Source organism: Planosporangium mesophilum (assembly GCF_016863255.1).
Classification (GTDB): domain Bacteria; phylum Actinomycetota; class Actinomycetes; order Mycobacteriales; family Micromonosporaceae; genus Planosporangium; species Planosporangium mesophilum.
On sequence record NZ_BOON01000017.1, the window covers coordinates 38,984 to 53,199 of the forward strand.

Annotated in this window: 14 protein-coding genes, 1 tRNA gene and 2 riboswitches; of the genes, 3 read left to right on the forward strand and 12 right to left on the reverse strand. The window is 67.9% G+C overall.

What is annotated here, in order from left to right; translation table 11 throughout:
• Positions 1–115 precede the first annotated feature (115 nt).
• Positions 116–241, forward strand: a complete 126-nt coding sequence (locus Pme01_RS31420) for a hypothetical protein (RefSeq protein WP_275408508.1) — start codon at positions 116–118, stop codon at positions 239–241.
• 6 nt (positions 242–247) lie between these two features.
• Here the strand turns inward: Pme01_RS31420 and Pme01_RS08910 are convergent, their stop codons facing one another.
• The 3 genes from Pme01_RS08910 to Pme01_RS08920 form a co-directional block, all read right to left on the reverse strand.
• Entirely contained in the window at positions 248–1,405 is a 1,158-nt protein-coding gene (locus Pme01_RS08910; RefSeq protein ID WP_168113590.1) for a PP2C family protein-serine/threonine phosphatase, read from the reverse strand.
• 72 nt (positions 1,406–1,477) lie between these two features.
• On the reverse strand, positions 1,478–2,023 hold the full coding sequence (locus tag Pme01_RS31425; protein WP_275408509.1) for a septal ring lytic transglycosylase RlpA family protein: 546 nt from the start codon (positions 2,021–2,023) through the stop codon (positions 1,478–1,480).
• A 294-nt stretch (positions 2,024–2,317) separates the two neighbouring features.
• Entirely contained in the window at positions 2,318–3,259 is a 942-nt protein-coding gene (locus tag Pme01_RS08920) for a phosphotransferase family protein (protein ID WP_168113591.1), read from the reverse strand.
• Positions 3,260–3,660: 401 nt separating this feature from the next.
• On the opposite strand from Pme01_RS08920, the gene Pme01_RS08925 reads away from it, so the two are divergent.
• The gene (locus Pme01_RS08925) at positions 3,661–4,416 is read left to right on the forward strand and encodes a class I SAM-dependent methyltransferase (protein ID WP_168113592.1); all 756 of its coding nucleotides are present in this window, start codon (positions 3,661–3,663) and stop codon (positions 4,414–4,416) included.
• A gap of 61 nt (positions 4,417–4,477) precedes the next feature.
• Positions 4,478–4,666, forward strand: a complete 189-nt coding sequence (locus Pme01_RS08930; protein WP_168113477.1) for a hypothetical protein — start codon at positions 4,478–4,480, stop codon at positions 4,664–4,666.
• A gap of 210 nt (positions 4,667–4,876) precedes the next feature.
• Here Pme01_RS08930 and Pme01_RS08935 read toward each other — a convergent pair whose 3' ends face one another.
• From Pme01_RS08935 to Pme01_RS08975, 9 genes are all read right to left on the reverse strand, one after another.
• A complete protein-coding gene (locus Pme01_RS08935; RefSeq protein ID WP_168113593.1) occupies positions 4,877–5,074 on the reverse strand; it encodes a hypothetical protein in 198 nt (65 codons plus the stop codon).
• A gap of 2 nt (positions 5,075–5,076) precedes the next feature.
• Positions 5,077–5,247, reverse strand: a complete 171-nt coding sequence (locus Pme01_RS08940) for a hypothetical protein (RefSeq protein ID WP_168113594.1) — start codon at positions 5,245–5,247, stop codon at positions 5,077–5,079.
• A gap of 416 nt (positions 5,248–5,663) precedes the next feature.
• Positions 5,664–5,737: transfer RNA gene (locus tag Pme01_RS08945), tRNA-Gly, on the reverse strand.
• A 37-nt stretch (positions 5,738–5,774) separates the two neighbouring features.
• Positions 5,775–6,266, reverse strand: a complete 492-nt coding sequence (locus Pme01_RS08950) for a pyridoxamine 5'-phosphate oxidase family protein (protein ID WP_168113595.1) — start codon at positions 6,264–6,266, stop codon at positions 5,775–5,777.
• 207 nt (positions 6,267–6,473) lie between these two features.
• Positions 6,474–7,499 (reverse strand): C40 family peptidase, encoded by a 1,026-nt coding sequence (locus Pme01_RS08955; RefSeq protein WP_168113596.1) that lies wholly within the window; start codon positions 7,497–7,499, stop codon positions 6,474–6,476.
• An 11-nt stretch (positions 7,500–7,510) separates the two neighbouring features.
• A riboswitch (cyclic di-AMP (ydaO/yuaA leader) is annotated at positions 7,511–7,652 on the reverse strand.
• 415 nt (positions 7,653–8,067) lie between these two features.
• On the reverse strand, positions 8,068–8,997 hold the full coding sequence (locus Pme01_RS08960) for a C40 family peptidase (protein WP_168113597.1): 930 nt from the start codon (positions 8,995–8,997) through the stop codon (positions 8,068–8,070).
• A gap of 82 nt (positions 8,998–9,079) precedes the next feature.
• A riboswitch (cyclic di-AMP (ydaO/yuaA leader) is annotated at positions 9,080–9,216 on the reverse strand.
• Between the two features lie 267 nt (positions 9,217–9,483).
• On the reverse strand, positions 9,484–10,506 hold the full coding sequence (locus tag Pme01_RS08965) for a hemolysin family protein (RefSeq protein WP_168113598.1): 1,023 nt from the start codon (positions 10,504–10,506) through the stop codon (positions 9,484–9,486).
• The gene (locus Pme01_RS08970; protein WP_239088114.1) at positions 10,499–11,842 is read right to left on the reverse strand and encodes a hemolysin family protein; all 1,344 of its coding nucleotides are present in this window, start codon (positions 11,840–11,842) and stop codon (positions 10,499–10,501) included. The genes Pme01_RS08965 and Pme01_RS08970 overlap by 8 nt, the downstream gene beginning before the upstream one ends.
• Positions 11,843–11,968: 126 nt before the next feature.
• On the reverse strand, positions 11,969–14,164 hold the full coding sequence (locus Pme01_RS08975; protein ID WP_168113599.1) for a (Fe-S)-binding protein: 2,196 nt from the start codon (positions 14,162–14,164) through the stop codon (positions 11,969–11,971).
• Positions 14,165–14,216: the final 52 nt, after the last annotated feature.

Genomic DNA, 14,216 nt, shown 5'->3' on the forward strand with positions numbered 1-14,216 from the left:
ATGGCTTTCGCCAAGATCGCAAGTCGACACGCCGGACCACCGTGACCCGCCTCACAGCTATCTCGTTTGCACGTTGACACCGCGGGCGTACCCGTCCGCACCTAGGAGGCTCGTCATGTTCGCCAAGTGGATCGACAGATTCTCCGAGCCCAAGCCACGCCAGTACACCGGCCGCCACCGGGTGGTACGGCACCGGCGGCGCACCTACCGCGCGGCGTCGCCCGCCGCGCCGGCCAGCTGAACGCCGTCAGGTGAGCGCCGGCGAGCTGGCGCCGCCGATCTCCCAACGGGGCACCGCGTCGGTCGCGCCCTGGGTCCCCGCGTACTCCATCAGCACGAGCGCGATGTCGTCGTCGAGCTGACCGCGTACCCACTCGATCAGCGCGCTCTCCAGCGACGCGAGCCCGTCGGCGACCGTGCCGTGTCCGAGTAGCCGCCAGGCCCGCCCGGCGGTGGGGAAGAACTCGCCGTCGCGGCGGGCCTCGGCCAAACCGTCGGTGTAGAACAGCAGCCGGTCACCCGGCTCCAGCCGCTCCACCCTGGGCCGGACCACCGGCATGAAGCCGAGCGGCGGTGCGGACGCGGGCGGGGTCAGCTCGATCACCTCGCCCCGACGCAGCAGCAGCGGCGGCGGGTGACCACAGTTGACGATGGTCAGCGTCCCGCCGCGCTCCTCGACCAGCGCCGCGGTGACGAAGTCCTCGTCACCGACGCTGCGGGCGACAGCCCGGTCGAGGTCGGCGACGACCGCCCGCAGGTCGGCCCGCTCGTACGCGACATGCCGGTACGACCCGAGCACGATGCTGGCCAGGCGTACCGCGTCGAGCCCCTTCCCCCGTACATCGCCGATGATCATGCGTACCCCGTACGGCGTGTCCAGCGCCTCGTACAGGTCTCCGCCGATATCCGCGGCGGCGCTCGCCGAGATGTAGCGCGCGGCGATCGAGAGCTGGCCGAGCTGCGGGCCGAGCGGGCGCAGCACGGCGCCCTGCGCGGCGGTGGCGAGCTTGGACAGCTCCACGAACCGCTCGGCCTGGCGCTGCCGGTAGTTGCCCAGGACCGCGCCGATCCCGGTGGCGAGGGCGATGAGGGCGATGTTGACGAAGCTGGGGAGCAACTGCCCGTGCTTGAGGGCGGTCAGGAACGCGAAGACCGCGCCGATCGCCATCGAGACCGCGCCGACGGCGACGACCTGTCGCCACGGAGCCAGCGCGGCCGTCAGGACCGGCGCGGCGGCGAGTACGCCGATGTGGCGCCCCTGCACACCGCAGGTCAGCTCGACGACGACGACCAACGTGATCAGCGCGAAGGCCGCGCCGAGTCCGGCGCGGCTCTCAGAGATCATCTCGCGGCTCGGCGGGCGTCGACCCGGCTCACGCGGCATTGTCGCCACGGGCATCAGCATGCCATCCGTCGGCGGTGTGACCTGTCAAACATTCGGCTGAAGTAACTGTTGTCGCCGGGGAGAGTAACGGCTTCAGCCCTGCAGAACCTCGTACTTGACCGTCGCGACCCCGGCGCCCGTACTCGAAATGGTGTTGAACGCCGCGGGCGTCAGGTCCAGGCAGCGGCCGGCGATGAACGGACCGCGGTCGTTGATCCGGACCACGACCGACTTGCCGTTCTTGACGTTGGTGACCCGTACCTTCGTGTTGAAGGGCAGCGTCTTGTGGGCGGCGGTGAAGTCGGCCGTGTGGAACGTCTCGCCGTTGGCGGTGCGGTTGCCCTCATCCGTGTAGAACGAGGCCTGGCAGGAGCCGCTGCCGACCACGGCGCCGCCGCCCGCCGGGGGCTTGGGCGCCTTGCTGGCCGTCTTGGACGGCTGGGCGGACGGGGCCGCGGTCGCGGACGGCACCGCGGACGGCGTAGCCGACGGGGTGGCCTCGACCGCCGGGTCCACCCGCTGCTGCCCACGGTCGGCGCGCTGCTGCGTCCGGTCGGACGCGGCGGCCATGAACGCGGCGTCGGCCGGGCGCGGGGACGAGCCCAGTCCGAGCGTCGCGACGGTGGTACCAGCGATCACCGCGGCCACGGCGGTGCCGGCGAGGAGGGGAAGGGGCCTTCCGGACGGTCGCGGAATCCGCCAATTGGCGTGCTTGCCGGGCAAGGTCCTGCCTTCCGGTAGACGACTAGGCCCAGCGACCGTATCGGGGTTCGGCCTCGGACTGTCAAGCTCAAGCAGGTGTTATGGGTTATTTGTTCTACGGTGTCCACCCAAAAAGGGGAGGCTGGACGGCGCGACCAAAGGCAGAATTAAGTATTACCATTCGTGATTTCCTTGTCACACAAAGTTTCAATGCCGTCTGCTGTGGACGGTCTACAGTAGATTTGGCTGCTCCGGGCCGCGTTGATCCAGACGCTCACGGATGTGCGCGAGGGACTTTTGGAAGTACCGGCTATCAGAAGGCCTGGCCAGAAGGTCAGCAAGGGCGAACAGGTCCAGCCCCGCGCTGATCTGGCGCCAGCCCGGGGGCAACTCTCCGCCGCCACGCTCGAACCCGCTGACGAACCCGGCTGCGAACCTCGGCGGGTATCCGGACTCGAAGCGCAGCATGTTCCCCACGTCGAACAGCGGCGTACTGCTGAACGCGAACTCCCAGTCCAGGACGGCGACGACTGCCGTACCGCGGACCATGATGTTCTTCGGGTTGTAGTCGGAGTGCACCAGTTGACGGGCGCCCGCCACGCCCGCCAGCAACGGTTCGTACGCTCCCGCGATGTCCAGCAGGCGGTCCCGCTCGGCGGCGGAGAGCAGGTCACGCGCGTTGCCGTTGGCCAGATTGTCGTCCACAAAGGCCGCCAGCCCGGCGGTCGGCTCCAGGTGGGTGGGGCTCAGGCTCTCGTCGAAGAATCCCGGGTACGCGAACCCGACGCGCCCGATCGCGGCCAGCGCCTCGCCGGCGGCGCGGCCAAGGTCGGCCGCCTCGTGGGCCGGCCGGGTCGTGAGCGCTCGGCTGAGCGGCTCACCCGGTACGAACCGGGACAGCAGGACCGGCTCCCCGGCCTGGCCGCCGTCGGGGTCGGCGTAGACGACCTCAGCGACCGGCACGATCCCGTCCAGCCGGCGCGCCAGCGCCGCCTCGACGGCGCAGCTGTTACGACGCAGGTACCGGCGCAGCACGTACCGCTCGCCGCCGTCGGTGACGAGCAGGACGTTGTCGTTGCTGTACCCGCCGGTGAGCGTCTCGGTACGGGCGATGCGCCGGCCGGGCAGGGCGTGGCGACTCAGCCAGTCGCGGATCGGCCCGTCCAGTTCCAACCGTCCCCCTTCGTGCCTGGCTCCCCCTGCAGGAGTACCAGTACCGGAAGCGGCTGACCAACTCACGGAACTCCGCCGAGATGGCGGCCAGGTTGGCTGCGGCCTACCGGCCTTGGGCCTTCGCAGTAGGCGAGAGATCGGTGCGGTACGTAACGTGACTTGCTGTTCATCACGAAGCGCTCGGGCATGCGGCCGGGACCAATATCAGTGGCGCGCGTGAGCGACAGACGGAATCGTCGGCACCATGACAGATGCCGATATCGGTCCGATGCACGCCGACCTCGACTTCAACAGTCCGCTGTCCGATGCCCGGGTTGAACAGATCCTTACTTCGCTGGAGCCACTGTCCGGTGCTCTGGTCGTTGACCTCGGATGCGGTTGGGCTGGCGGACCGCTCCCCTATGATCGACCAGGTCGCGCTCGTCCACGAGACCTCCTGCGAAAGTGAGCACCTGGTGAAGGCCGACCACTATGACAATTTCGCCGAGAGCTACTCAGCGGAGAACGAGTCCAGCCTCTTCAACGCCTACTACGAGCGGCCCGCGATGATCGATCTTGCCGGGGACGTCAACGGTCGCCGGGTCCTCGATGCCGGGTGTGGCTCCGGGCCGCTGTCGGCTGCGCTGCTCGCGAAAGGGGCGGTCGTCACCGGCTTCGACTCCAGCCCGGCGATGGTCAAGCTGGCGCGGCAGCGGCTGGGTGAGGACGCAGACCTGCGCGTGGCTGACCTTAGCCAGCCACTTCCCTTCGCCGACGGTGCGTTCGATGACGTGGTCGTATCCCTGGTCCTGCATTACCTGCGCGACTGGACGGCACCGCTGGCTGAGTTGCGGCGTGTTCTAAAGCCTGGCGGCCGCCTCATACTGTCGGTGAACCACCCCTCCATGTACAAGTTGAACTACACGAGCGCCGACTACTTCGCCATCACGGAGTATTCCGAGGAGTACACCCTCAGTGATGGCGAGAGCATGGTGCTGACGTTCTGGCATCGGCCGTTGCACGCCATGACGGACGCGTTCAGCAAGGCTGGCTTCCGCCTCTCGGTCATCAGTGAACCCCCCGCATCCCCCGACACGCCGCGCGAACTCTTCCCGCCCCACCTGGGCGACCGGACAACGTTCCTGTGCTTCATCTTTTTCGTTCTCGAAGCAATCTGAGTTCGCGCCCCAATCACCGCCGTCCTGCACCTACGGGCACACGAGGCGCTTGCACATCGCCATGACAGTGCGTGACTTCGGCGGAAGTGCCGCCCAGATGGCCCGCATGGGTCATAGCTCCACCCGAGCCGCGTTGATCTACCAGCACACCGCCCGAGAGCAGGACAGAGAGATCGCGGACGCGCTCAGCAACCGGATCACCCGAGAGCGCGATCGGGCACGCAACGGGCACGCGAAGCGCATGCAGTGACAGACATGCATGAAGGCCCAGGTTCGACGCTGGGTCTGGCCTGGGCCTTCATGTACCGAGCGGGTGACGAGAATCGAACTCGCACTGTCAGCTTGGGAATCTCACATGATCGCGTTTCCCGTGGCCGCCGGACCCGGCCACGACTGCACCGAACGGCCTGGAGTGGCCGTCCATTGCCCGTCGTAATGGCACGCTAATGGCACGCCGAGATCAGGCTGCTGGTCGCTCCCGCTCCCAGGGGTACGGCATCGCGCGTAGCCGCTCGACATGGGCCTGGTGGCGGCGCTGTCGCTCGACGTCGCCAGCCGCACCAGCTTCATCAGCCCACGCCTGCACCTCGGCGATGCGGGCCTCATGCTCGGCCCTCAGCGCCTCCCGGAGCACCTGGATGTGCGGGTCAACGCTCATGGTCAGCCTCCTAGCCGTTCATCGAGCCTACCGAGTTCGTACCGGCTGTCCTCAATCCTCGCCCGATAGAAGACCTGATGATCCTCGTACTGCGCAATGATCGCCCTGTCCCGTTCGATCTGGGCGACCAGGCGCATCCGTTCGAACTCGTCGCGTTCCTTTGCGCTTGTCATCAGTCCTTCCCTGGTTGACTGGCGAACTCGGCCATGACCGCCGATACGAGCGGGCTCATGCTAGTGCTGGCGCTCCCCGTACGGTGGCCCGCGAGATTTGCTGGCGAACGAGGCTGACTAGTGGCAACTGGATCGGCCCGTTGCCGATGAGATGGTCACGATCAAAGCCATTGCGCGGTCGCGGATGATGTTGAGGATGACGAAAACGCGCGCAGAACGCCTGCGGTACACCTGCCGATGTGCTGACTTGCACGCCTTCGGCCGCGGCACGTGGTACCGGATGAGCCTGAACGACCTCGTGGACGTGTCCGCCGGCCACCGCCGATAGCCGCCGGACCGACGCAAGCCGGGGCTTTCGAGTCACCAGGAAACACGAACGCCCGGCCAGACACACATCCTGAGCAGGCGTTTCGTTATGGAGCGGGTGACGAGAATCGAACTCGCACTGTCAGCTTGGGAAGCTGATGTTCTGCCATTGAACTACACCCGCAAGCAGAGCGGCCCCTACTCTAGCCGACCATGCCCGTTCAGTGCACGTCGAACTCGAGCGTCGGCCGCGGATCATGCCAGATCTGGCGGTACGGGGCGCTGAGCTGGCCGGCCGGGCCGGTTGCCTGGGAGTGCCGCACGATCATGGCCACGTCGATGGTGAACTCGAACAGGCGCCAGTCGGCCAGCGGCTCGGCCCGCATCTCGACGGCGTACCGCTCGACCTGAGCGGCGTCGTCGACCGGTCGGGCGAGGCCCGAGAGGTACGCCTCGTCGTCGGTGTCCTCCGGCGGGAACGAGTGGAGCGCGTACCGCCCGTCGCGCTCCAGGTCACGGCGTTTGGGTGAGTCGACGACGAAGCAGAACAGGCCCTCCGGGCTGATGAACGGCGACACCGGATGGACGCGCGGGCCGCCGTCGGGCCGGACGGTCGCGAGATAGCCCAGGCCCGGCCCGTACTGATGGACCAGCGCGTGGACCGACGCGGCGAGCCGCGGCTCGACGGCGGCGAACTCCGACCAGGAAGCCATGCGAACAGTTTATCGAACATATGTTCGAGATCGGTAGCGACGACTCCAACGAGTGAAGATCATCAGCTGTCACACCATGTGGTCTCCGGCCCCTGGTGAGGCAACGAGTTCCTGGACGTTGTGACAATCATGGGAAAGGCCGGACGGTCGCGAAAAGGAATCGGGGTGACGGAACGCCCGCCACCCCGATGTCGAAAGATCCCTGGGTCAGCCGGGCCGGCCCAGACCGGAGACCGGCATCACATCCATGCGGACCATCCGGACCACGTCCCCGGACTGCGGGGCGTGCACGACCCAGCCGTCGCCGACGTACATGCCCATGTGGTGCATGTCGGAGAAGAAGAAGACCAGGTCGCCCGGGCGTAGCTGGTCGCGGGTGACCCGCTTGGTGTTCTGGAACTGGGTGACCGTGTAGTGGTAGAGATTGACCTTGCCCCCGGTCGCCTGAGCCCAGGCCCACTTGGTGATGCCGGAGCAGTCGAAGACGCTGGGGCCCTCGGCTCCGAAGACGTACGGGCGGCCGATCTTGCCGCAGGCGATCTGGGCGGCCTTCGAACCGATGCTGCCGTCGTAGGTCGCCGGGCACGGCGCGGGACGGGTGTTGCCGAGCGGGGCGCTGGTGCCGTAGGCGTCCTGGCGCAGCTTGTTGAACTGCGTGATCTGGTCCTGCAGCCGCTTCTCGTCGGCGGCGAGCTGCGCCTCCTGCGCCGCCAGCTTGGCGACGAGCTCGTCGAGCGGCTTCTTCTGCGCGTCGTACTCGGCCTTGGCCCTGGTCACGTCCGCGATCTGCGCCTGCTCGTTGCGCGCCATGGCGTCGAGGAGGGCGAGCTGGTCCGCCAGGTTGGTCGGCTCGTTGGAGGTGAGGATGGCGTTCAGCGGCGACGCGTTGCCGTTCTTGTACGCCCTGGTGGAGATCGAGCTGATCCGGCTCATTGCGACATCGACCTGGAGCTGGAGCGGCCTGATCTGCTCAGCGAGCTTGTCGGCCTTGGCCTTGTTGTCGGCGAGCTGCACCTTGACGCCGTTGTGCTGTTCGAGGACGGGCTCGAGCTGGTTCCAGGCCGCGTCGATCTGCGCCTCGATGGCCGCGGGGTCCGCCGGGACGGCGTGGGCTGCGGTCGAGAACCCCAGTGCGACGACCAGGCCGGCGCAGACCGCGCCGACGGTACCGAAGAAAGCGCGCGCGGATCTGAGACGCGACCTGGAGGAGGGCCGCATCGTATGCAATTCCACCGGAGTCCGGCTCCTTCTTCCCTGACCGCCTACCGGGTTAGCTGACGGATTCGGGCGGGAAGTGTCGCCCTACCGCTGCGAGCAGCGGATTCACCCCAATGTTGCGTTTGGATCCCCGGCTCATCGACAAAGATAATTAGGCGGTGTCGCGTGGCGTACCCGCTTTGGGCACGGACTCCCACCGACGAGAACTCACGCTATGGGCCACGGAGGATTGTGGCAAGTCCAGATTTCGGCTGTGGACAGGGATGCTCATGTATCCCCTTTAGGGCCGGCTTGACCTGCTGTTTCTTCGCCCCCGACGACCGGCGGCCAATACGGAACGGATCTTCACTATCTACGGATAGTGTTGTGGAGATCCCCACACCGGGCAACCATTGCGCATCGATCTGGCGTGTGTTGTAGCGGGACCCAAATGCGGCGGGCGATTCGGTATTACGCAATTAGGACATCAAATAGGGCCTAATGCGTAACGGACTAACTGCCATCAGTAGTCCCACCGAAACGGAAGAGCGCCGGTAGCGGCTCGCTACCGGCGCCTCCTTGGTGATCTTGAGCACGGGCGGCGTCAGCCCCCGGGTCGGCCGTACCCGGACGCGTTCCTGGCGTAGTAGCCGGTGAGCTGGACCATCCGGACGTAGTCGCCGCTGTGTGGCGCGTGGACCATCCAGCCGCCACCGACATAGATGCCGATGTGGTGCGTGTCGGAGCCGAAGTAGACCAGGTCGCCGGTGCGCAACTGATCCCGGCTGACCGACTTCGACTGCCTCCGCTGGCTGGCCGCCAGATGGTCCATCCGGACACCGGCCGCCTGCCAGGCGACCATCGTGAGGCCGGAGCAGTCATAGGCGTTCGGGCCGGCCGCCGCCCAGACGTACGGCTTGCCGATCAGGCTGCACGCCTTCTGCGCCGCCACACCACCCGGGCCGCCGGTGTACTCCACCGGGCAGGCGACCGGCTTCAGGACACCGGTGGCGCCGCTACTCCCGTACGCCTGCTGCCGCAGCCGTTGCAGTTGGGCGATCTGGTCCTCGATCACCTTCTTCTTCGCCGCGAGGTCGGCGTCCTGCCTGGCCTGCTGGGCGATCAGGTTGTCGAGGGCCCTCTTGTCGCCGGCGAACTTGTCGCGCGCCGCGGTCACGTCGCGGATCTGGTCCTGCTGCGTGCGAGCGATCATGTTCAGCAGCGTCAACTGCTCCACGAGTGACGTCGGCGTACCGCTGGTCAGGACCGCGTTGAGCGCGGATCCACGGCCGCCTTTGTAGACGCCGGAGGCGATGTCCCCGACCCGGGCCATCGCGACGTCCACCTGAAGCTGGAGGGGCATCAGCTGAGTCTGGAGCTTGTCCGCCTTGGCCTTGTTCGCAGCCAGCTGGCCGTGAACCTCGTTGTACTTCTCGATGATGGGCTCGACGGCGCTCCACTTGTCGAGGATCTGGGCCTCGATGTCAGCCGGGGCCGGCGTGGGATCGGCATACGCCGGAGCCACGGTGGCCATGAGTGCCGTAATACCGGCAATGGCCGCGAAGGCGACGGTGTGTAGCGCTGTGAGCACACGTCTGGGTGCCACGGAGTCCGACTCCTTCTTCCCTGACCGCCTACCGGGTTAGCTGTCGGGTTCGGGCGGGAAGCACGCCCTACCGCGGTGGGGGGACCGCGGATTCACCCCGGGAACACGGTTCCCCGGTTCACTTACGCGACTCGACGGTGCCCGGCCGCGGTCGATGGGGGGAAGTCGACCTCGGTACGGCGCGGACGGTACCTGAGAGTAATGAAGGTCATGTAGCGCGGGCAAGGCATTGCCGAGACATATTCATACCGCTAATACCCCGATACCTACAGTGGCTGAATCGCCTACCGCACAAGGCTTTTCGCGGCGTACTCGGGTAACCGGAACCGATGCATTGGGTAACCGTAATCGCTATTTCAGGTAGCCGGGCCGGGCAGCCCCGTCATCGGGGCGTGGACGACAAGTAACCCGATTTCACCCGCCGGGCGCCGGTACGGGCTCGCCCACCACCGCGTTGAGTACGTCGTCGAGGGTCACGATGCCCAGCGGCCGCCGGCCGTCGCTGACGAGCACGATGTGGCGTCGCTCCCGGCGCATCGCCAGCAGAAGCTCGGCGAGGGTCCGGTTCGAGGGCACCACCGCGAGCGGCCGGATCAGCTCCGCCGGTATGGGCGCCCGGCGCTGCGGCCCCACGATGCCGAGCACGTCCTTGACGTGCACGAAGCCCAGGACCCGCCGGGTGGCCCGCTCCACGACCGGGAAGCGGGACCTGCGGGTACGGGTCGCCAGCACCTCGAGCGCGGCCGGGGACACGTCCTCGGCGACCGTCGTGACCCGCGACCACGGCCGCAGCGCGTCGGAGGCGGCGCGTTCGTTCAGCGCGAGCGCGCCGGTGATGCGGGCGTGCTCCTCGGGGTCGAGCAGCCCCTCCGTGCGCGCCTGGCCGACCAGTCCGGCCAGCTCCTCGGCGGTGAACACGGTCTTGACCGCGTCGGTGGCCTCGATGTGCCACAGCCGCAGGATCACCCGGGACGCCCACCGCATCGCCACCAGTAGCGGCTTCGTGGCGACGCAGAACGCGTACATGAGGGGCCCGAGCCACAGCACGGCGCGCTCCGGCCCGGCGAGGGTCAGGTTCTTGGGCACCATCTCGCCGATCACGGTGTGGGCGTACACCACGATGCCGAGGGCGACGACGAACGCCACCGGGTGGGCCAGGTCGTGCAGGCCCACCGCGTCCAGCGGGCCGACGAACAGATGCGCCAGCGCCGGTTCGGCGATGGCGCCCAGCGCCAGTGAGCAGATCGTGATGCCGAGCTGGGAGCCGGCGATCATCAACGGGATCTCGTTCATCGCCCGCAGCGCCAGCCGGGCGGCCCGCGAGGTGGCCGCGAGCGGCTCGATCACCGTCCGCCTGGCCGCGATCAGCGAGAACTCGGCGCCCACGAAGAACGCGTTGCCCAGCAGCAGCAGGACGGTGACAAGGAGCTTAGCCATCGGAGGCCTCCGCCCGTACCACGCGGACCTGCTCGACCCGGCGCCGCTCGACCTCCACGACGGTGAACTCCCACCCGTCCTCGTTGATGCTCTCGCCGACGACGGGGATGTGCCCCAGCCGGGCCATCAGGAAGCCGGCGAGCGTCTCGTACGGGCCTTCGGGGAGCCGGAAACCGGTGCGCTCGACCAGCTCGTCCTCCCGCAGCACCCCGTCGACCAGCCACTCGTGGACGCCGTTGTTGGCGTCGGGCAGGACCAGGTCGTACGTCGTCGCCTCCTCGGGCGGGGCGATGTCGTGCTCGTCGGCGATCTCCCCGACCAGCTCCTCGACCAGGTCCTCCACGGTCACCACGCCGTCGGTGCCGCCGTACTCGTCGACCACGATCGCCATGTCGGTCGCGCTGTTGCGCAGGGCGTGCAGGACGCCGTCGAGATCGAGACTCTCGGGTACGTAGACCGGCTCGCGGGCCACCGCGGCCACCGTCGTGGTCGCCCTCCGCTCCGGGGGTACGCCCAGCGCGTCCTTGACCGTGGCGACCCCGGTGACGGTGTCGAGGGTCTGCTCGTACACCGGGAACCTGCTGTGCCCGGTCTCGCGCGCGGCCGCGAGGAGGTCCGCGATGGTGGCGTCCGCGCGCAGCGCCTCGACGTCGACGCGGGGCGTCATCGCCTCCGCGGCGCGCTTGTCGCCGAAGCGGATCGTGCGGCGCAGCAGGACCGCGGTCTCCGGCGGCAGCGCACCGGCCCGCGCCGAGATGACCGCCAGCAGGCCCAGCTCCTCCGGGGAACGGGCACTGGCCAGCTCCTCCTGTGGCTCGACGCCGAGACGGCGCACGATCCAGTTGGCCGAGCCGTTCAACGCGTGGATCATCCCGGAGAACACCCGGGAGAAGATCCGCAGTGGGCCGGCCGTCTTCCGGGCGATCGGCATCGGCCGGGCCAGCGCGGCGTTCTTGGGCACCAGCTCACCGAAGAGCATGGAGATGAGGGTGGCGACCACGAGGGCGAGCACGTGCGTGATCCCGGTGGTGGCGGTACCGGCCACCGGGTGCACCAGCGGCTCGAACAGGTGGGCCAGGGCCGGCTCCGCCAGGTAACCGGTGAGCAGCGCGGCGATGGTGATCCCGAGCTGCGCGCCGGAGAGCTGGAACGACAGCTCCCGTAGCGCGTCGCGGACGGTACGCGCGGCCCGGTCGCCGGCCGAGGCCGCCCGATCGATCTCCGCCCGGTCGGCAGTGATCAGTGAGAACTCGGCCGCGACGAAACCCGCGTTCGCCGCGGTTAGCAGTATGAACGCCAGTAGTGGCAGCAGTGTTGTCAGCAGGATGCCGTTGATGATCCCCTCACCTCGGCGCCAATTGTTCCATGCGTCCGTACTTGAGGAGGCCGCCCCTCTCGGACGGGCTCCCTGGAAACGACGAAGGGCGCCCCATCGCCGGGGCGCCCTTCGTGTGCTTCCGCTCTACTCCGGCTTCAGCGACCGCAGCAGGACCGTCGCGACGTCGACGACCTCCACGTCGGTGCTCGCCTCACCGGTGGACTTCTTGGCGGTCACGCCGTCGCCGATCATGGTCAGGCAGAACGGGCAGCCGACCGCCACCGTCTGCGCACCCGTCGCGAGCGCCTCCTCCGTGCGCTCGATGTTGATGCGCTTGCCGATGCGCTCCTCCATCCACATCCGGGCGCCGCCGGCGCCGCAGCAGAACGAACGCTCGGCGAACCGCTCCATCTCGGTGACGCCCTTCGACCCGTTGCCGCTCGCGCCGTCGGCCTTGGCGCCGACCGCCGCCTCGAGCACCTCGCGCGGGGGCTCGAACACCCGGTTGTGGCGGCCGAGGTAGCAGGGGTCGTGGTAGGTGACGCCGCCGTCCACCGGCTGCACCGGGGTGAGCTTGCCCGACTCGACCAGGTGGGCCAGCAGTTGGGTGTGGTGTACGACCTCGAAGTCGCCGCCGAGCTGGCCGTACTCGTTGGCCAGGGTGTTGAAGCAGTGCGGGCAGGTGGCGACGATCTTCTTGACGCCGGCCTCGTTCATCGTCTCGACGTTCTGCTGGGCGAGCATCTGGAAGACGAACTCGTTGCCGATACGGCGGGCCGGGTCACCCGTACAGGTCTCGCCGTCGCCGAGGATCGCGAAGCTGACGCCCGCCTCGTTCAGCAGGGTGGCCACCGCGCGGGTGGTCTTCTTCGCGCGGTCCTCGAACGCACCTGCGCAGCCGACCCAGAACAGGTACTCGAAGTCGCCGCCGTCGGCCACCTTCGGCACCTCGAAGCCGAGACCCTTGGTCCAGTCCTCGCGGGTGTTCGGCGCGGCGCCCCACGGGTTGCCCTTGTTCTCCAGGTTGCGCAGCATCACGCCGGCCTCGCTGGGGAAGTTCGACTCGATCAGCACCTGGTACCGGCGCATGTCGACGATGTGGTCGACGTGCTCGATGTCGACCGGGCACTGCTCGACGCAGGCGCCGCAGGTGGTGCACGACCACAGGACGTCCGGGTCGATGATGCCGTTCTCCTCGGCGGTACCGATCAGGGGCCGCCCGGCCTCGGCCAGCGCGAGCACGTCGACGTTGGCGAGCTGCTCCTGAGTGGCCTTCTCCTCGCCGGTCAGGTCCTTGCCGCCGCCGGCCAGCAGGTACGGAGCCTTGGCGTACGCGTGGTCGCGCAGGCTCAGTACGAGCAGCTTCGGCGAGAGCGGCTTACCGGTGTTCCACGCGGGGCACTGCGACTGGCACCGGCCACACTCGGTACAGGTGGTGAAGTCGAGCAGGCCCTTCCAGGTGAACTGCTCCACCTGGGCGACGCCGAACTGGTCCTTCTCCGGGTCGGCCTCTTCGAAGTCGAGCGGCTTGCCCTCGCTCATCATCGGCCGCAGAGCGCCCAGGGCCGGCTGCTCGCTGGCGGTGCGCTTGAAGAAGATGTTGAAGAACGCGGAGAAGCGGTGCCAGGCCACGCCCATCGTGATGTTGAGACCGATGGTGATGGCCCAGGCCATACTGATAAGGATCTTGACCAGCGCGGTGAGGGTGACGGCGGTGTGCGCGCCGTTCACCGACAGCCCGCCGAACAGGTCACCGAGGGCGTGCGAGACCGGCGCGGCCCAGACCGGGTAGGGCAGGTCGCCGGCTGCGGCCTTGAAGCCCCGGATCAGGAAACCGCAGACCAGGACGCCCACAATCGTGTACTCGACGTAGTAGGCCTGCCACATCGTCGAGCCGGTGAAGCGGGAGCGACCCCCGGTGCGCGTCGGCAGGTTGCGCAGCCGGATCCCGATCAGCACCAGGATGCCGATGAAGCCGAGCACGCCGATCCACTCGGTGACGATGCCGTACGGCGTCCAGTGCCCGATGATCGGCAACTCCAGTTCGGGGTTGACGACCTCGAAGTAGGCGCCCATCACCAGGGTCGACAGGATCACGAAGCTGACCATGACGAACCAGTGCGCCGCGCCGACCGCGGTCCACTTGAGCATCCGCGTGTGGCCCAGCGTCTCTTTGAGCATGGTCGCCGTGCGCTCGCCCTTGCGGTCGAACCGCTCCGGGTCGGGCTGGCCGAGCTTGATGACGCGGACCATCTGGCCGACCGTACGAGCCACGAGAACGACGGCAGCGATCGTCACCAAGGCCGCGATGATCGTAGAGACGATCTGTACCGGTCCCATTCGGGAGTCCTCCTGAAATACGTGGTCTCTGAAGCGGAGCCTAGTCGTTCAG